The 16,536-nt window shown below is 68.1% G+C and carries 17 protein-coding genes; 8 read left to right on the top strand and 9 right to left on the bottom strand.

The window, feature by feature from the left end; translation table 11 throughout:
• Window positions 1-44: 44 nt before the first annotated feature.
• The 6 genes from mnmE (at window position 45) to EH199_RS16625 (ending at window position 6,938) form a co-directional block, all read left to right on the top strand.
• Window positions 45-1,334 carry a tRNA uridine-5-carboxymethylaminomethyl(34) synthesis GTPase MnmE gene (gene mnmE, locus EH199_RS16600; RefSeq protein WP_124810377.1) on the top strand — a complete coding sequence of 430 codons (1,290 nt, stop codon included), beginning with the start codon at window positions 45-47 and terminating at the stop codon, window positions 1,332-1,334.
• Window positions 1,335-1,403: 69 nt separating this feature from the next.
• Entirely contained in the window at window positions 1,404-3,248 is a 1,845-nt protein-coding gene (gene mnmG / locus EH199_RS16605) for a tRNA uridine-5-carboxymethylaminomethyl(34) synthesis enzyme MnmG (protein ID WP_124810378.1), read from the top strand.
• Window positions 3,245-3,928 (top strand): 16S rRNA (guanine(527)-N(7))-methyltransferase RsmG, encoded by a 684-nt coding sequence (gene rsmG / locus EH199_RS16610; RefSeq protein ID WP_124810379.1) that lies wholly within the window; start codon window positions 3,245-3,247, stop codon window positions 3,926-3,928. Before mnmG ends, rsmG begins: the two co-directional genes overlap by 4 nt.
• Window positions 3,925-4,704, top strand: a complete 780-nt coding sequence (locus EH199_RS16615; RefSeq protein ID WP_124810380.1) for a ParA family protein — start codon at window positions 3,925-3,927, stop codon at window positions 4,702-4,704. The genes rsmG and EH199_RS16615 overlap by 4 nt, the downstream gene beginning before the upstream one ends.
• Window positions 4,701-5,663 carry a ParB/RepB/Spo0J family partition protein gene (locus EH199_RS16620; protein WP_370449694.1) on the top strand — a complete coding sequence of 321 codons (963 nt, stop codon included), beginning with the start codon at window positions 4,701-4,703 and terminating at the stop codon, window positions 5,661-5,663. Before EH199_RS16615 ends, EH199_RS16620 begins: the two co-directional genes overlap by 4 nt.
• A 120-nt stretch (window positions 5,664-5,783) precedes the next feature.
• The gene (locus EH199_RS16625; RefSeq protein WP_124810381.1) at window positions 5,784-6,938 is read left to right on the top strand and encodes an acyl-CoA dehydrogenase family protein; all 1,155 of its coding nucleotides are present in this window, start codon (window positions 5,784-5,786) and stop codon (window positions 6,936-6,938) included.
• 154 nt (window positions 6,939-7,092) lie between these two features.
• Here the strand turns inward: EH199_RS16625 and EH199_RS16630 are convergent, their stop codons facing one another.
• A complete protein-coding gene (locus EH199_RS16630; RefSeq protein WP_223806734.1) occupies window positions 7,093-7,779 on the bottom strand; it encodes a glycine zipper 2TM domain-containing protein in 687 nt (228 codons plus the stop codon).
• Between the two features lie 141 nt (window positions 7,780-7,920).
• Window positions 7,921-8,403: a GAF domain-containing protein gene (locus EH199_RS16635; protein WP_124810382.1), complete on the bottom strand. Its 483-nt coding sequence runs from the start codon at window positions 8,401-8,403 to the stop codon at window positions 7,921-7,923.
• 87 nt (window positions 8,404-8,490) lie between these two features.
• On the opposite strand from EH199_RS16635, the gene EH199_RS16640 reads away from it, so the two are divergent.
• Window positions 8,491-9,954 carry a sorbosone dehydrogenase family protein gene (locus EH199_RS16640; protein WP_124810383.1) on the top strand — a complete coding sequence of 488 codons (1,464 nt, stop codon included), beginning with the start codon at window positions 8,491-8,493 and terminating at the stop codon, window positions 9,952-9,954.
• A gap of 28 nt (window positions 9,955-9,982) precedes the next feature.
• On the opposite strand, the gene EH199_RS16645 is transcribed toward EH199_RS16640, so the two are convergent.
• The gene (locus EH199_RS16645) at window positions 9,983-10,804 is read right to left on the bottom strand and encodes a DUF815 domain-containing protein (RefSeq protein ID WP_124810384.1); all 822 of its coding nucleotides are present in this window, start codon (window positions 10,802-10,804) and stop codon (window positions 9,983-9,985) included.
• Window positions 10,801-12,519, bottom strand: coding sequence for an acyl-CoA dehydrogenase (locus EH199_RS16650; protein ID WP_124810385.1), 1,719 nt, complete (start codon window positions 12,517-12,519; stop codon window positions 10,801-10,803). The genes EH199_RS16645 and EH199_RS16650 overlap by 4 nt, the downstream gene beginning before the upstream one ends.
• Before the next feature lie 60 nt (window positions 12,520-12,579).
• On the opposite strand from EH199_RS16650, the gene EH199_RS16655 reads away from it, so the two are divergent.
• Complete coding sequence (locus EH199_RS16655; protein WP_124810386.1) at window positions 12,580-13,548, top strand: L-threonylcarbamoyladenylate synthase; 969 nt, start codon at window positions 12,580-12,582, stop codon at window positions 13,546-13,548.
• A 21-nt stretch (window positions 13,549-13,569) separates the two neighbouring features.
• Here EH199_RS16655 and EH199_RS16660 read toward each other — a convergent pair whose 3' ends face one another.
• The 5 genes from EH199_RS16660 to EH199_RS16680 form a co-directional block, all read right to left on the bottom strand.
• Window positions 13,570-14,313 carry a head GIN domain-containing protein gene (locus EH199_RS16660; RefSeq protein ID WP_190287308.1) on the bottom strand — a complete coding sequence of 248 codons (744 nt, stop codon included), beginning with the start codon at window positions 14,311-14,313 and terminating at the stop codon, window positions 13,570-13,572.
• A gap of 199 nt (window positions 14,314-14,512) precedes the next feature.
• Window positions 14,513-15,037, bottom strand: coding sequence for a CarD family transcriptional regulator (locus EH199_RS16665; RefSeq protein ID WP_124810388.1), 525 nt, complete (start codon window positions 15,035-15,037; stop codon window positions 14,513-14,515).
• 284 nt (window positions 15,038-15,321) lie between these two features.
• Window positions 15,322-15,594, bottom strand: coding sequence for a hypothetical protein (locus tag EH199_RS16670; protein WP_124810389.1), 273 nt, complete (start codon window positions 15,592-15,594; stop codon window positions 15,322-15,324).
• A 151-nt stretch (window positions 15,595-15,745) separates the two neighbouring features.
• Window positions 15,746-16,084, bottom strand: coding sequence for a ferredoxin FdxA (gene fdxA / locus EH199_RS16675; RefSeq protein ID WP_084279690.1), 339 nt, complete (start codon window positions 16,082-16,084; stop codon window positions 15,746-15,748).
• A gap of 14 nt (window positions 16,085-16,098) precedes the next feature.
• Entirely contained in the window at window positions 16,099-16,401 is a 303-nt protein-coding gene (locus EH199_RS16680) for an RNA-binding S4 domain-containing protein (RefSeq protein ID WP_124810390.1), read from the bottom strand.
• Window positions 16,402-16,536: the final 135 nt, after the last annotated feature.

Below are 16,536 nucleotides of genomic sequence, written 5' to 3' on the forward strand. Positions count from 1 at the left end.
TGCGGCGTTCGACAGCGCGCGCGTGGGTGTTTAGAGACGCCGGCATGTCCGACACGATCTTCGCCCTGTCTTCCGGTCAACCGCCCGCCGGCATCGCGGTTGTCCGGATCAGTGGACCGCACGCCGGGGAATGCTTGCGGGAGCTTGCCGGCAAGCTCCCGGCACCGCGCCGCGCCGCGCTGGCGCGGCTGATCGATCCGCGCGACGGTACCGAACTCGATCATACCATGGTGCTGTGGCTGCCCGGTCCCCGCACGGCGACGGGCGAGGACAGCGCGGAGCTTCATCTCCACGGCGGCCGCGCGGTGGTCGCCGCCGTTCTGGCCGCGCTGGCGGCACTGCCCGGATTCCGCCAGGCATTGCCCGGCGAATTCACCCGTCGCGCCTTCGCCAACGGCCGTATCGATCTGGCCGAGGCGGAAGGGCTGGCCGATCTGTTGACCGCCGAGACCGAGTTGCAGCGGCGGGCCGCGCTGGCCATGGCGGACGGTGCGTTGTCGCGTCTGGTCGCTGGATGGCGCGACAAGGTGCTGGCGCTCTCCGCCCGTCTGGAAGCCGCGCTCGATTTTTCGGACGAGGACGATGTCGGAGCCGATCTTCCGGCCGGCTTCGCGGCGGGCGCGGGTGCCCTGGCCGACGATCTTGGCGCGTGGCTCGCCCGGCCGCGCGCGGAGCCTTTGCGCGAGGGCTACAGGGTCGTCCTCGCCGGTCCGCCCAATGCCGGAAAGTCCACGTTGTTCAACGCCTTGGTCGACGACGAGGCGGCGATCACGGCGGCCGAGCCGGGGACCACGCGCGATGTTCTGGTCCGCGCGGTGGCGATTGAAGGCGTGCCCTTCACGTTCATCGATACGGCCGGCCTGCGCGAAGACGGCGCCGGCGAGATCGAACGGATCGGCATCGCCCGTGCGCTGGCGGAAGCCGAGCGCGCGGATCTGGTGTTGTGGCTGGGCCCGGAGGGCGCCGGGCCTGCCGGTCGTTCGCTGTGGGAAATCGAAACACGGATCGACCGTCCGGACCGGGCGATCAAGCACGGCGCGCGGTTCGCGCTTTCGGCGCGGACGGGGGAGGGCGTGTCGGCGTTTCGCGCCGGGTTGGTGGATCATGCGCGCGCGGCGTTGCCGGCTCCGGGCGAAGCGGCGCTGAATGCGCGCCAGGCGGGGTTGCTGGGGGAGGTGATGACCGCTCTCGGTGCGGCGGCGGCCATGCCGGACCCCTTGCTGGCAGCGGAAGAGCTGCGCCTCGCCCGGCAGGCGCTCGACCGGCTCGTGGGGCGTGTCGGCACCGAGGACATGCTGGACGCGCTGTTTGGCCGGTTCTGCATCGGCAAATGAAGCGCAATGTTCCACGTGGAACATCGATGCACTTTGACGTGAGTCCCGCTCTCCTGTAACGGGCATCCCATGCAGCAATTCGATGTGATCGTGGTCGGCGGCGGTCATGCCGGCGTCGAGGCGGCCGCCGTTTCGGCGCGGATGGGCGCGCGCACGGCGCTGGTGAGTTTCGATCCGGAGACGATCGGCGCGATGAGCTGCAACCCGGCGATCGGCGGACTGGGCAAGGGCCATCTCGTGCGCGAGGTCGATGCCTTTGACGGATTGATCGCACGCGCGGCCGATGCGGCGGCGATTCACTACCGGATGCTCAACCGTTCCAAGGGCAGCGCGGTGCAGGGGCCGCGTGTCCAGGCGGACCGCAAGCTGTTCCGTGCCGCGATCCAGCGCATGATTGCGGCTCAACCGAACCTCACCGTGGTTGCGGGCGAAGCGGCGGCCTTGCGGATGCAGGGCGGCCGGGTGGAGGGCATCGATCTGGGCAACGGCGATGCGCTTGCCGCCGCCGCCGTCGTGTTGTGCACGGGCACCTTCCTCGGAGGGCGGCTGTTTCGCGGCGAGGAGCGGATGGACGGTGGCCGCATCGGCGAAAGCGCGGCGCACCGGCTGGCCACGCAGCTGCGCGATGCCGACCTGCCGATGGCGCGGCTGAAGACGGGCACACCGCCCCGGCTGGACGGCCGCACGATCGACTGGGCGCGGTTGCCGGAGCAGCCCAGCGACGCCGAGCCGTGGACGATGTCTCCGCTGACGCCGGCGCGCACGGTGCCACAGGTGTTCTGCGCGATCGCGCGCACCAATGCGCGCACGCACGATATCATCCGCAGCGGACTGGACCGTTCGCCGCTGTTCACGGGCGCGATCGGCGCGCAGGGGCCGCGCTATTGCCCGTCGATCGAGGACAAGATCCACCGCTTCGGCGATCGCGACGGACACCAGGTCTTTCTCGAACCGGAGGGGCTGGACGACCGCACGGTCTATCCCAACGGGGTCAGCACCTCGCTGCCTACGGATGTGCAGGTGGCGATGATGCGCAGCATCGAAGGGCTGGAGCGGGTGGAGATCACCGTGCCCGGCTATGCGGTGGAATACGATCACATCGATCCGCGCGCGCTGCGCCGTAGCCTGGAAGTGAAGGCCATTCCGGGGCTCTATTGCGCCGGGCAGATCAACGGGACGACCGGATACGAGGAGGCGGCGGCGCAGGGGCTGGTGGCGGGCATGCACGCGGCGGCGGCCGTGCTGGGCGGCGCGCCGGCCGCATTGGACCGGGCGTCGAGCTACATGGCCGTGATGATCGACGACCTCACGCTTCATGGCGTCAGCGAGCCCTACCGCATGTTGACCGCGCGGGCGGAGTACCGCCTGCGTTTGCGCGCCAACAACGCCTCGACCCGGCTGACGCCGCTGGCCATTGCTGCCGGCTGTGTGGGGGAGGAACGCGCGGTCTGGTTCGAAGCGCGCAGGAAACAGCGGGAACGGCTGGAGCGCGCGCTGGCCGCCGATGTCACCCCGACGGAGCTGGTGCGCGCGGGGATGGCGGTACGGGCTGACGGCACCCGGCGATCCCTGATGGAGTGGCTGCGTTTCCCCGAAGTCACGCTCGCGGCGTTGGAGCCATGGGTGGGGGACGGGGCGTTCGATCCGCTGCTGGTGGAGGAAGTGGAGGAGGACGCGGCCTATGCGCCCTATCTCGCGCGGCAGGACGCGGAACTGCGCGAATTGCGGTCGAGCGACGCGGTCGCGCTCGGCGATGATTTCCCCTTCGCCGAGGTGCCGGGCCTTTCGAACGAGATGGTGGAACGGTTGCAGCGTGCCCGGCCGGATACGCTGGCGGCGGCGGGCCGGATCGCGGGGATCACCCCGGCCGCGCTTGCCAGCCTGCTGGTCCACGCGCGGCGGCGCGCGGCATGACGATCACCAGCGAAGCGGATGCCCAAGCCTGGCTGCGCGACCGGCTCGGCGTCGATGCCGCCGGCATGGCCCGGCTGGCCCGGCTGGTGGATCTGCTCATCGCCGAGAACGAGCGGCAGAATCTGGTCGCGCGCGGCACGCTGGCGCACGTCTGGCAGCGGCATATCGTCGACAGCGCGCAGCTGCTCGATGTTCCACGTGAAACATTGCCGGCGGGGCCGTGGCTCGATCTGGGGACCGGAGCTGGCTTTCCAGGGCTGGTCGTGGCGGCGTTGCAGCCTGAACGGCACGTCACGCTGGTCGATTCCCGTCGCTTGCGCACCGAATGGCTCGAACGCGCGGCGGCGGCGCTTGATCTGGCCAATGTGGAAGTCATTCTGGCGCGGGTGGAAGATGTGCCGGCACGGATCGCCAGCGTGATTTCAGCCCGCGCGTTTGCGCCGCTGGACAAGCTGCTGCTTCTTTCTGCGCGCTTTTCCACACCAGACACGCTTTGGCTGTTGCCCAAAGGGGCCAAGGCGAAGCATGAATTGGACATGCTCCCGAAATCCTGGCGCCATATGTTCCACGTGGAACAATCGCTGACAGACCCCGACGCGGGCGTCATCGCTGGTCGCCTGCTTGGTGGCCAGCCCCCGGTTGTCCAAAAGGCCAAACGCCGGAAGGAAACTCGCCGATGATTACCATCGCTGTCGCCAACCAGAAGGGCGGAGTGGGCAAGACCACCACCGCGATCAACATCGCCACCGCGCTGGCCGCCACCGGCTGGAAAGTGCTGCTGGTCGATCTCGATCCGCAGGGCAATGCCTCAACCGGGATCGGCGTCGCTTCGCACGAGCGGGAACGTTCGTCGTATGACCTGCTGATCGATCAGGCGACCGTTGCCGAATGCCTGATCCCTACGCGCATTCCGGGGCTCGATCTGGTGCCCGCCACGGTCGATCTTTCGGGCGCGGAAGTGGAGCTGGTCAGCGTCGAGGACCGGACCGGAAAGTTGCGCGGCGCACTTTCCCAGGGCGGGGCGGGGCATGATATCTGCCTGATCGATTGCCCGCCGTCGCTCGGCCTGCTCACGCTCAATGCGCTGACCGCGGCGGATACGCTGCTGGTGCCGCTGCAGTGCGAATTCTTCGCGCTCGAAGGTCTGAGTCAGCTGCTGCAGACGGTCGAGCGCGTCCAGGAGCGCTTCAACGCCGATCTCGGCATCCTGGGCGTGGTCCTCACCATGTTTGATCGACGCAATCGCCTGACCGATCAGGTGGCGGACGACGTGCGATCCTGCCTGCACGATCTGGTGTTCGAAGCGGTGATCCCGCGCAACGTCCGTTTGTCCGAGGCGCCGAGCCATGGCTTGCCCGCGCTGATCTACGATCATGCCTGCCCCGGATCGCAGGCTTACATGAAGCTGGCGCGCGAACTGATCGGCCGGCTGCCCGAACGGAGGAAGGCTGCATGAGCAGCGAAGACGGCATGACCGGTGATGGCGTGAAAGCGGCGCCGGTGCGGCGCGCAGCGCTGGGGCGGGGGCTGGGCGCGCTGCTCGGCGAAACCCGGCGCGAGGAATCGCTGATCCGCGTTTCGGCGGGCGCGCCGGAAGGGGCCGCACTGCCGCGCGAAGGCGGAGTTTCGCTGCTTTCCGTGTCGGACATCGAACCCGATCCCAATCAGCCGCGTCGCCATTTCGACGAAGACGCGCTGGAGGAACTGGCCCGCTCGATCGCGCAACGGGGTGTGATCCAGCCGGTGATCGTGCGGCCTGTGAGCGCGGGCCGCTACCAGCTCGTGGCTGGCGAGCGCCGCTGGCGCGCGGCGCAGCGTGCGCGCGTCCACGAGATTCCGGCGATCGTGCGCAAGCTCGATGAACGCGAAGTCGTCGCGCTGGCACTGATCGAGAATCTGCAGCGCGAGGATCTGAATCCCGTTGAGGAAGCGCGTGCCTATCAGCGCCTGTCCGAGCAGGATGGACTGACGCAGCAGGAAATCGCGACCTTCGTCGACAAGTCGCGCAGCCATGTCGCCAATCTCATGCGCCTGCTCAGCTTGCCCGAGGAAGTGCTGGACATGGTCCAGCGCGACGAGATCTCGATGGGCCATGCGCGCGCGCTGGCAACCCTGCCCGATCCACTGCCCATCGCGCGCGAAGTGGTGGCGAAGGGGCTTTCGGTGCGCGATGCGGAACGCATGGCTAAGCGCGCCGGGCGCCCGGAAAGCGCGCAGCGCAAGGCGCGCGCGGTGCGCGATCCGTCGCAAAGCGCCGATATTGCGGCGGTGCAGGCGCATCTGGAGGAGTTCCTGGGCCTCAAGGTCATGATCAACGCCGATGCCGACCCCAGCTCGGGTTCGGTGACGATCCGCTACAAGACGCTCGACCAGCTCGACCTGATCTGCCAGCGGCTTACCGGCGGCGGCATCTGACGCGGACTTGCCCGGGAGGGCAGCGCATAAAGTTTAACTGATCGATTAAATAGCGATTGACCCGGCTTGGCGGCGGCGCTTATCCCTGTGGGAAAGGCCACGACTAACCGGAGAGATGTCATGTCGCTCGATGCGCTTTCACGCACCGCGTACAACGAGGATCACGAAGCCTTCCGCCAGACCGTCCGCCGCTTTCTGGAGGACGAGATCGCGCCGCACGCCGCCGAATGGGCGGAGGCCGGCATCGTGCCCAAGGAAGTCTGGCCCAAGGCCGGCGAACTGGGCATGCTGTGCCCCACGGTTCCCGAGGAATACGGCGGGTTGGGCCTCGATTTCGGCTACAACGCCATCGTCGACGAGGAAAGCGCCTACTATGGCCGCGTGACCACGGGCTTTTCGCTCCAGTCAGACATCGTCGCCAACTACCTCATCTCCTACGGTTCGGAAGAGCAGAAGAAGAAGTGGCTGCCGCGCATGGTCTCTGGCGAGACGATCACGGCGATCGCGATGACCGAACCCGGCACCGGGTCCGACCTTCAGGGCATGCGCACCACGGCCAAGAAGGACGGCAACCACTACGTCATCAACGGATCGAAGACCTACATCACCAACGGCCAGAACGCCGACCTTATCCTGGTCTGCTGCAAGACCGATACCGAGGTCCAGCCGGCGTGGAAGGGCGTGTCGATCGTGCTGGTCGAAGCCGATCGCGAAGGCTTCGAACGCGGCCGCAACCTCGACAAGATCGGGCAGGACGAAGCCGATACCTCGGAACTGTTCTTCAACGACGTGCGCGTGCCGATCACCAACTGCCTGGGCGAGGAAGGCAAGGGCTTCATCTACCTGATGAGCGAATTGCCGCAGGAGCGCCTGTCGATCGCGGTCAGCGCGCAGGCGTCGGCCCAGCGCGCCTTCGATGATACCGTGGAATTTACCCGCGATCGCAAGGCGTTCGGCAAGCCGATCCTCGATTTCCAGAACACCCGCTTCACCCTGGCCGACATCAAGGCCAAGCTGCAGGTAGGCTGGGCGCACCTCGACTGGGCGCTGGCGCGCCACCTGAAGCGCGAACTGACCCCGGAAGAGGGCGCGGCGGCCAAGCTGTGGCATACCGAGCTGCAGTGGGAAGTGATGGACAAGTGCCTGCAGCTCCACGGCGGCGCGGGCTACATGAACGAGTACGCGATTGCCCGCGCCTGGCGCAGCGCGCGTGTGACGCGGATTTTCGGCGGCACCAACGAGATCATGAAGGAACTGATCGGCCGCAAGCTGTAGGGTCAGGACCCTAGCACGTTCCACGTGGAACACGGCCCACGTCGCGCGTCATCCCAGCAAAAGCTGGGATCTCGTGGGGCGGGGCCGGTCCTGCCGGAAATGCGCTGCAACGGCCTGAGGTCCCAGCTTTCGCTGGGACGATGGCACTGGGCGCTTAGCTGCCGGTGTAGACCCGCTTTTCCTTGACGCGCTTGTCGCGCACGACCGGGCGGTGGTGCACCGCGCGGCGGCGGACCGGAACGTTGACCCATTCCTCGGTCACGGTCGTGGTCTCGACGCAGGGCTTCTGCTGGTTCTGGATCACCACCGGCACCATGACGTAGCCGTAGGGCGCGTATCCCGGATAGGCGCCGCCGTAGCCGGGGTATCCCGCGCCATAGCCGCCCGGATAGCCTGCGGCTTGCGGCGGGCCGTAGCGACGGAAGAATTCCTCGCATTCGCGGTCCCGCCCCTTGTCCTCGGCCTTGTCGATCACGTTGCCGGCCACCGCGCCAACCGCGGCGCCGGCCACGGTGCCGAGCACGCGATCGCCCGAGGCCACACGGTTGCCGATCAATCCGCCCACCGCGCCGCCGATCAGCGTGCCGCCGACGTGCTTATCCGGATTGTTGACGCGGCAGCGATCCAGCATCCGCTGGTATTCCGGGTCCACCGGCGGCGGGGCAGGCATCTGCGCTGCCGGATAGCCGCCCTGCCAGGCGGGCGCGGCGCCGTAAGGCGCCGGAGCATACCAGCCGCCGGGCGGTGCGGGCGGCGGCGGGGGCGGCGCTTCGTGGGCCACGGCCGGCATGGCGCCTGCCAGTGCGAGCGAAACGGCAAGTGCTTGGTAGATTCGGGCCATCGTGATCCCCTGTTGCGGCGCGCCGGCGCGACTGGCCGGATTCCGGACGTTTCCGGAACCGTATCATCGCCGGGCAGGGGGCACCAAGGCCGCTCCCGGCGCTGTGCCGAAACGGGATAGATTGGCGGGTGGTTCTTTCTCTCAGATCCGTTCCGCGATCGCCTCTGCCAGCGCTTCTATGCCGGCGGCGTCCTCTGCGCTGAACCGTCCGGGCAGGGGGCTGTCGAGGTCGATCACGGCGATGACCGCGCCACCGCGAATCACGGGTACGACCAGTTCGGACCGGCTGGCGGCATCGCAGGCGATATGGCCGGGAAAGGCGTGGACGTCCTCCACCCGCTGCGTGGTTCCGGAGCGCGCGGCCGCGCCGCAGACGCCGCGATCCAGCGGGATGCGGATGCAGGCGGGCTTGCCGATGAACGGGCCGAGCACCAATTCGCCTTCCACCATGCGGTAGAAGCCGGCCCAGTTGAGATCGGGCAGGAATTCCGCCAGCAGCGCGGCGACATTGGCCATGTTGGCGATGCCGTCGGGCTCGTTATCGGTGATGGCCACCGCCGCTTCGCGCAGCTCGGCTTGGATCTCGGCGGTCGAAGCGCCGGCGTTGGGGGCAAAGGCGTACATACCCCTGATATAGGGCGGCCGGGGCGGAATGGAATGAGGGCAAGCTGTCAGGTGACAGGACGGCGTTTGCCGCCTAGATTCGTGCGCATGACTCTTTTGCGCAAGATCCTCATCGGCCTGCTCGTCGTTGTCGTCGCGGGCGGCCTTTTCATCGCCTGGGCCATGCGGGGTGATCCCGCACAGTACACGCTGGACCAGCTTTCCGGGCCGAAGCCCAAGCTGGCCGAGCCCAGCGCGCAGACCATACCCACGGTCGTGGTGGCGGAACCCGTGGGCTGGAAAGCCAACGAGGCGCCCGTGGCGGCGCAGGGGCTGGCGGTCGGCCGCTTCGCCGACGGGCTGGATCATCCCCGTGCGGTGACCGTGCTATCCAATGGCGATGTGCTGGTGGCGGAAACCAACGCGCCTCCCGGCCGCGGCCCCGGCGGGATCACGGGCCTGGTGATGAACTGGCTGTTCCGCAAGGTCGGCGCCGGCGGGCCTTCGCCCAACAAGATCGTGCTGCTGCGCGATACCAATGGCGATGGCAAGGCCGACCAGAAGTTCGTGATGGACAATCCCGCGCTCGATTCGCCGTTCGGCATGGTGTTCCGCGACGGCCGCCTGATCATCGCCAACCATAACGCGGTGCTGTCGTACCCCTATGCGCTGGGCCAGACCAACCTTGCCGGCAAGCCCGAGAAGCTGATGGACCTGCCCGGCGGCGGCAACCACTGGGCGCGCAACCTGCTGCTCAGCGCCGATGGCGGCAAGCTCTACGTGACCGTCGGCTCCTCGTCGAACATCGCGGAGAACGGCATCGACCAGGAAAAGGGCCGCGCCGCGATCCACGAGTACGATTTCGCCAAGCACCGCAGCCGCGAATTCGCCGGCGGCCTGCGCAATCCCAATGGCCTCGACTGGAATCCGCACAGCGGCGAGCTGTGGACCGTGGTCAACGAGCGCGACATGCTCGGGTCCGATCTCGTGCCCGATTACCTCACCAACGTGCCGCTGGGCGCGCAGTACGGCTGGCCGTGGGCCTACTGGAAAAAGAACATCGACTGGCGCGTGAAGGCGCCGATGCCCGAATACATGCTCGAATACACGCGCAAGCCGGAATACGCGCTGGGTTCGCACGTCGCCCCGCTGGGCCTTGCGTTTGCGCGCGGTGGCAACGTGATGGGAGAACGCTTCGCGCAGGGCGCATTCATCGCGCGCCACGGTTCGTGGAACCGCCGCCCGCTTTCGGGCTATGACGTCGTCTTCGTCGGCTTCGACGATCGCGGCAACGTGAAGCCCACCCCGCCGACCCCGATTCTCAGCGGGTTCCTCACGGCCGAAGGCCGCGCGCATGGCCGACCGACCTGGGTCGCCTTCGCGAAGGACGGCGCGCTGCTGGTCAGCGACGACGTGGGCGGCGTGATCTGGCGCGTGGTGGCCCCTGGCGCGAAGCCGGCGGCGGAGATCGTGCCGATCAAGGCCACGCCGATGCCGCCCCCGCCGCCGGCGGATGCCAAGTTCATCGCCAAGCCGAACGAAGATTCGGACCTGCTCAAGCCGCAGCCGTAAGGCGCGGGAAAGGCACCGGGCGTGTGGCTTACAGCGCGCGCCCGGTCCGCCCGGCCAGTTCGGTCACGTATTGCCAGGCCACGCGCCCGGAGCGGCCACCGCGCCGGCGTGACCACTCCAGCGCATCGGCCGGCTCCCATTCCAGCCCGTAATGCGCGGCATATCCGCCAATGATCGCCAGGAAATCGTCCTGCGAGCAATTGTGGAACCCCAGTGACAGCCCGAACCGGTCGGCCAGCGCCAGCCGGTCGTCGACCACGTCGCGCGGGTTGATCGGATCGTCCTGTTCGCTGAGATGGCGTTCCACGATGGCGCGGCGGTTGGAGGTGACGGCAAGGCGCACGTTGGCGGGGCGCGCTTCCACGCCGCCTTCCAGCCAGCTGCGCAGCCGGCGCGCGCCATCGGCGTCGCCCGCGTCGAAGCCGAGATCGTCGAGGAACACCAGGAAGCGGCGCTCGATCCCCCGCAGCAGCGCGAACAGGTCGGCCAGGCCGGCCTCGGGCGTAGCCTGCACCAGCGCGATGCTGCCCGGCCGTTCTGTCTGCGCGGCCAGCGTGGCGGCGCGCAGCAGTGCCGACTTGCCCATGCCGCGCGACCCCCACAGCAGCATGTCGTGTGCGGCCGCGCCTTGGGCCAGGCGCGCCACGTTTTCGACCACCGCACCCTTCTGGAAGTCGATGCCGTGCATCAGGTCCAGCGCGGGCGCTTCCAGCCGGGCGACCGGCCGGGCCGTACGCCCCAGCCAGACGTAGGCGGGGTGCGCCAGCCAGTCGACGGGCGGCGGCGGGGGCGGCGCAAGCCGTTCCAGCGCCTCGGCGATACGGGTCAGCAAGGGGGTATGGTCACTCATGCCAGCAGCGCGTCGGTATCCAGCTGATAGACCAGCGCCGCGCCCGCCATGGCCGCCGAGCCAAGGCCGCGCATTTCGGGCACGATCGTGCGGTTGAAGAACATCGTGACCGCCGTCTTGGCGTCATCGCCCGTGGCCCGCGCCTGGCGGGCAAGCTGCCAGCCGGCCACCGCCGCTGCACACATCGTGGTGAACGGCACGCTGCCGGCCAGCCGGTCGTCCAGCGTGGCGCTGGTGGTCATCCAGGTGGCGATCGCGGCCACGTCCCTCGCCAGCGCGGCGACTTCGGGTACGTCTTCCATTTCCGCGATGATGTCGGCCATCAGCGCCTGCAGCACGCCGCCGTTGTCGTAACCCAGCTTGCGGGTGACGAGGTCGGCGGCCTGGATGCCGTTGGTCCCCTCGTAGATCGGCGCGATGCGCGCGTCGCGATAGTGTTGCGCGGCGCCGGTTTCCTCGATGAAGCCCATGCCGCCGTGGACCTGCACGCCCAGACTGGTCACCTCGCAGCCGACATCGGTGCCCCAGGCCTTGAGCATGGGCACCAGCACTTCCGCCCGCTTCTGCGCGGCCGCGTCGCCCAGCGTCCCGCGATCGATCTGGCCGGCGGTGTAATAGAGCAGCGCCCGCGCGCCTTCGGTCAGCGCGCGCATCCGCAGCAGCATCCGGCGCACGTCGGGGTGTTCGATGATCGCCACCGGCGTCTTGTCCGCCGCGCCGGCCCGCGCGGACTGGACGCGGTCGCGCGCATAGGCCCGCGCCTGCTGATAGGCGCGTTCGGCGATTTGCACACCCTGGCTGCCCACGTTGATGCGGGCGGAGTTCATCATCGTGAACATGGCCTTCAGGCCCTCGTTCTCGTGGCCTACCAGTTCGCCGATGCATTCGCCGTGGTCGCCATAGGACATGACGCAGGTGGGCGAGGCGTGGATGCCCAGCTTGTGCTCGATCGAGACGCAGCGCACGTCGTTGCGTGCGCCGGGGGTGCCGTCCGCGTTGACGTGGAACTTGGGCACGATGAACAGCGAGATGCCGCGCGTGCCGGTCGGGGCGCCGGGAGTGCGGGCGAGAACCAGGTGGATGATGTTCTCGGCCAGGTCGTGCTCGCCGAAGGTGATGAAGATCTTGGTGCCGGCGATGCGGTACTTGCCGGCGTGCGGGCCTTCGGTGATCGGCACGGCGGTGCTGCGCAGCGCGCCCACGTCGGACCCGGCCTGCGGCTCGGTCAGGTTCATCGTGCCCGACCATTCGCCGCTGACCAGCTTGGGAAGATAGAGCGCCTTCTGGGCTTCGCTGCCGTGGTGATCCAGCGCCTCGATCGCGCCGACGGTGAGCATCGGCAGCAGGGCGAAGCCCATGTTGGCCGCGCCCAGCGTCTCGAGCACGCACGTCGCCAGCGCGAAGGGCAGACCCTGTCCGCCGTGATCGACCGGCCCGGCGATCGCGTTCCAGCCCTGCTCGACGAACGCGCGGTAGGCGTCGGCGAAGCCGGCGGGCAGCGTTACCGTGCCATCGCTCCATTTCGCGCCCTCGGTATCGCCCAGCCGGTTGAGCGGCGCCCATTCGCCGGCGGCCAGCGCTCCGATGCCTTCCACGATGGCTTCCACCAGATCGGGGCTGGCAGCCTCGAAGCGTTCGTGCGCCGCCAGTTCGTCGATCCCGGCGCTGACGCGCAGGGCAAGCACCTGGTCGGTGGTTGGTGGCGTGAAATCCATCGCAGTTCCCCTCGCTTGGTTTTCCTTGGCAGAGCGTGGCGCGCGCTATAGCGGCAAGGCATGGACGGTACAAAGATTTCCCACGGCGGACCGGGCAACCTGCGCGCCGCCGATGCCGCCGGCATTGCCGCGGCGGCGCGGCTGCTGGCCGCCGGGGGGACGGTCGCCGTGCCCACCGAAACCGTCTATGGCCTTGCTGCCCGGGCCGACGACGATGCCGCGGTGGCGGGCATCTACCGTGCCAAGGGCCGCCCCGATTTCAATCCGCTGATCGTCCATGTTCCCGATGCCGTAGCGGCAAGGGCGCTCGCCGCGTTCGACGACCGGGCCGAGGCGCTCGCCACCGCGTTCTGGCCGGGCGCGCTGACGATGGTGTTGCCGCGCCTGCCCGGTGCGCCGCTTGCCATGGCGGTCAGCGCGGGCCTGCCCACGGTGGCGCTGCGCTGCCCCGCGCATCCGGTGATGCAGGCGCTGCTGCGCGAAAGCGGGCTGCCGCTGGCCGCGCCCTCGGCGAATCGCAGCGGCGCGATTAGCCCCACCAGCGCCGCGCACGTGCGCGCGTCGCTGGGCGACAGGGTCGGCCTGATTCTCGATGGGGGAGAGACGGCGCAGGGGATCGAATCGACCATCGTCGGCCTGCGCGCGGATGGATCGTGGGCGATCCTGCGGCCCGGCCCGATCGAGGAGGCGCGGATCGCCGCGGTGCTGGGGGAAGCCCACGCCGGCCGCGCGCAGGATCGCGGCGGGATCGAGGCGCCGGGGCAATTGGCCAGCCACTATGCGCCGGGAAAGCCCGTCCGCCTCGACGCGCCGGACGCGGAGCCGGACGAATTCCTGATCGGCTTCGGCGCGGTTGCCGGCGATGTCTCGCTGTCGCGCACGGGCGATCTCGCGGAAGCGGCGGCCCGGCTCTACGCCTGCCTGCATCTGGCGGCGGACGATGCGCGGCCCCGGATCGCCGTGGCGCCGATCCCGGACCGGGGCATCGGCGTCGCCATCAACGACAGGTTGCGCCGCGCCGCCGCCTGAACGGCTTTAGGCGGGCCAGTTTCAGGCGGGTTGGCAAACCAGCTTGCCCGAGCCCAGCGTCTTGACCGTGCAGGTCGCGCGCCCGCGCACGTGGATGTCGCCGCTGCCCAGGATCGAGGCATCCACGGTACCGTCCGACGCGAACCGGCCGCTGCCCGACCCGGCGACGTCGGCCTTCGCCGCATCGACCGAGAGGCCGGAAAGATCGGCATTGCCCGATCCGCCGATGGTCAGCGCCAGGTTCCTGGCATGGCCGGCGGCCCGCACGGTTCCCGGACCCAGTACGTCGACCTTGAGCGTGCCGACATCGACGCGGGTGCTATCCACGCTTCCGGAGCCGGCGATCACCACCCTGGCGTCTTCTCCATGCAGCGCGTCGCTGTGGACAGTGCCCGAGCCCATCAGCACGATCCCCTGCAACGGCGGAACGACCACGTTGATGGTCACGGTGCCGCCTTGGCCGAACCCGTGCTTTTCGCGTGTGATGCCGAGGTTGCCGTCCTTCAGGGTGAAGCGGAGCTGGTCCTTGATCGCCGGATCGCCATCGACGGTAATCGCCAGCCGGTCCCCGCCGGTAACATGGACGGTATCGGGGCCGAGCAGGGTGATCGTGTCCGGCGCCTTGCCCGAGGTATCCAGCTGCGCCAGCGGCACGCCGCTGACACCGTCGATGGTGACGTGCGCGTCGGACGAACAGCCGGCCAGCGCGGCGCCGAGACCGACGGCGGCTACGCCCGCCAGGGCACGGGCAAGATTGGCGAACATGCGATGGTCTCCACCGGGAGGGAATGTGTATTGCCCATATACTACAGCTTCGCCGCCCAGGGCCATGTCGCTCGTCGGCGCGCATCGGCATCTGGACGACGCGAGCGCGGCAACGCAAAAGGGGCCGCCGGCTTCCCGGCGACCCCTTTTGTGGAAACGGGCGTGAAACCCGGCCGGACCGTCTGGCCCGGCCTTGGCGTCAGGCGGTTTCGTAGTACTTCGGCGCGTATTCGTTCAAGATCGCGAGGATCTTCTTGAGCGCGGCCGGTTCGTCGGTCTTTTCCATCGCCGCCAGTTCGCGGGCGAGGCGTGAAGAGGCCGCTTCGAAGATCTGGCGTTCGGAATAGCTCTGTTCCGGCTGGTCGTCGGCGCGGAACAGGTCGCGCGTGACTTCCGCGATCGAAACGAGGTCGCCCGAATTGATCTTGGCTTCGTATTCCTGTGCGCGGCGCGACCACATGGTGCGCTTGACCTTGGGCTTGCCCTTCAGCGTATCCAGCGCTTCGCGCAGCGTCTTGTCCGAAGACAGCTTGCGCATGCCGATGGCTTCGACCTTGTTCACAGGAACGCGCAGCGTCATGCGTTCCTTCTCGAAACGGAGCACGTAAAGCTCCAGCGTCATTCCGGCGATTTCTTCGTTCTGCAATTCGACCACCCGGCCGACGCCGTGCTTCGGATAGACGACGTAATCCCCAACATCGAAGGCAAGAGCCTTGGCTGCCATTGGTTACCCTTTCGACACGGGCTAGGATGTGGCGGCGGAAGAGGCCCCGGTGCGCGTATTGCGCCCGATGCCCGCGTTGCTTCGCGGGCGGCCCTCAACAAGCGGTCTGCGACCCCTTTTTTGTGCTGCCTTTGTGTCCTGCCTTATCTTCGTGAAATGCGACGCATGGCCGGGACCATGCCGCACGCGCGAGTATATAACGTTTTTGTGGAAAATTTCCAGTCCCGGCGGAGAATCTCCACGGTTCCTTGTTTTCGCAGGCGGCCGTCCGGCTTGACGCTACGTCAGCGAAGCGCGTGCAAGGTCGTTCTGGCGATTCCCGCGGCCGTGGTGCTGGACGGGGCGGAGCCCATCCGTTCGTCGCTCAAGGTGGCGATCTGGCCCATCGCCACCAGCAGGGCTTCGGCCCGCGCGGCGAGTCTTTCCACTTCCCGCTCGTTCAGCGAAATGCGGTTTTCCAGATAGGCGATCTTGGATGTCGCCATCAGCGCGCCGGCGAAGAAGCCGATCGTCGCCGACAGGAAAGCGATTCCCGCATATACTGCGATTTCAGGCACCTTGTTCCGACCCCGTCAGTTTTATCCTTTTCGGGGACGGATCGTAGTGTTTCCCGCGCGCGCTGGCGCGGGAATTTCAGTCTGTTTTGGACTAGTCCCGATCTGGGGCGGTTCCGGGGGCGGATCAATCGCGCCGGATCAATCGCCCCGATCAGTCACCTTCGCCAGGTTCCGCCGAGAAGTACTTGTCGAACTTGCCGTCTTCGCCCTTGTGCTCGTCGGCGTCCGCCGGAGCGTCCTTCTTGGCGGTGATGTTCGGCCATTCCGCCGAATACTTGGCGTTCAGCTCAAGCCACTGTTCCAGGCCGCTTTCGGTATCGGGCAAAATCGCTTCGGCGGGGCATTCCGGCTCGCACACGCCGCAGTCGATGCACTCGCTGGGGTTGATCACGAGCATGTTCTCGCCCTCGTAGAAGCAGTCCACCGGGCAGACCTCGACGCAGTCCATGAATTTGCAGCGGATGCAGGCGTCGGTCACAACATAAGTCATGGCGTGATTATCCCTCAGGTACGCGTTTCGGGCCGTGCTAGAGGCGAGGGGGGCGTATCGTCAAGCATCCGATAGCATGCTTGTGCTTCGGGAGCGGGGCCGCGCCGCTCCGGAAGTGCCAGAATCTCGATCACGCGCACCGCCGAACCCAGCGGAATGACGAGGATATCGCCGGTGGAAACGCCTTGGTGCGCGCGCTCCACGCGCCGCCCGTTGAGCCGGATATGCCCCGCCTGCGCCCAATCCTGCGCCAGCGCGCGCGTCCTGGCGAGCCGCAAATACCACAGCAGCTTGTCGATCCGCAGCCCCGCGGCCATCAGCGCCCCACCGGTTCAGCCGCCAACCATTCCGCCAGCGCGGCAAAGGCGCTGTCGGGCCGGGGGCGGGCGGCTTCGGGCCGGCGTTCGTCGCGCGGGCGCGGGGCACGCCAGTCCCACAGCGGCGGCGCGGGC

This window comes from Novosphingobium sp. LASN5T, from assembly GCF_003856955.1.
Classification (GTDB): Bacteria; Pseudomonadota; Alphaproteobacteria; order Sphingomonadales; family Sphingomonadaceae; genus Novosphingobium.

Coding starts and splice junctions, on each gene's coding strand:
- mnmE (WP_124810377.1), top strand. CDS start 45: ATGTCCGACACGATCTTCGCCCTGTCTTCCGGTCAACCGCCCGCCGGC.
- mnmG (WP_124810378.1), top strand. CDS start 1,404: ATGCAGCAATTCGATGTGATCGTGGTCGGCGGCGGTCATGCCGGCGTC.
- rsmG (WP_124810379.1), top strand. CDS start 3,245: ATGACGATCACCAGCGAAGCGGATGCCCAAGCCTGGCTGCGCGACCGG.
- EH199_RS16615 (WP_124810380.1), top strand. CDS start 3,925: ATGATTACCATCGCTGTCGCCAACCAGAAGGGCGGAGTGGGCAAGACC.
- EH199_RS16620 (WP_370449694.1), top strand. CDS start 4,701: ATGAGCAGCGAAGACGGCATGACCGGTGATGGCGTGAAAGCGGCGCCG.
- EH199_RS16625 (WP_124810381.1), top strand. CDS start 5,784: ATGTCGCTCGATGCGCTTTCACGCACCGCGTACAACGAGGATCACGAA.
- EH199_RS16630 (WP_223806734.1), bottom strand. CDS start 7,779: ATGGCCCGAATCTACCAAGCACTTGCCGTTTCGCTCGCACTGGCAGGC.
- EH199_RS16635 (WP_124810382.1), bottom strand. CDS start 8,403: ATGTACGCCTTTGCCCCCAACGCCGGCGCTTCGACCGCCGAGATCCAA.
- EH199_RS16640 (WP_124810383.1), top strand. CDS start 8,491: ATGACTCTTTTGCGCAAGATCCTCATCGGCCTGCTCGTCGTTGTCGTC.
- EH199_RS16645 (WP_124810384.1), bottom strand. CDS start 10,804: ATGAGTGACCATACCCCCTTGCTGACCCGTATCGCCGAGGCGCTGGAA.
- EH199_RS16650 (WP_124810385.1), bottom strand. CDS start 12,519: ATGGATTTCACGCCACCAACCACCGACCAGGTGCTTGCCCTGCGCGTC.
- EH199_RS16655 (WP_124810386.1), top strand. CDS start 12,580: ATGGACGGTACAAAGATTTCCCACGGCGGACCGGGCAACCTGCGCGCC.
- EH199_RS16660 (WP_190287308.1), bottom strand. CDS start 14,313: ATGTTCGCCAATCTTGCCCGTGCCCTGGCGGGCGTAGCCGCCGTCGGT.
- EH199_RS16665 (WP_124810388.1), bottom strand. CDS start 15,037: ATGGCAGCCAAGGCTCTTGCCTTCGATGTTGGGGATTACGTCGTCTAT.
- fdxA (WP_084279690.1), bottom strand. CDS start 16,084: ATGACTTATGTTGTGACCGACGCCTGCATCCGCTGCAAATTCATGGAC.
- EH199_RS16680 (WP_124810390.1), bottom strand. CDS start 16,401: ATGGCCGCGGGGCTGCGGATCGACAAGCTGCTGTGGTATTTGCGGCTC.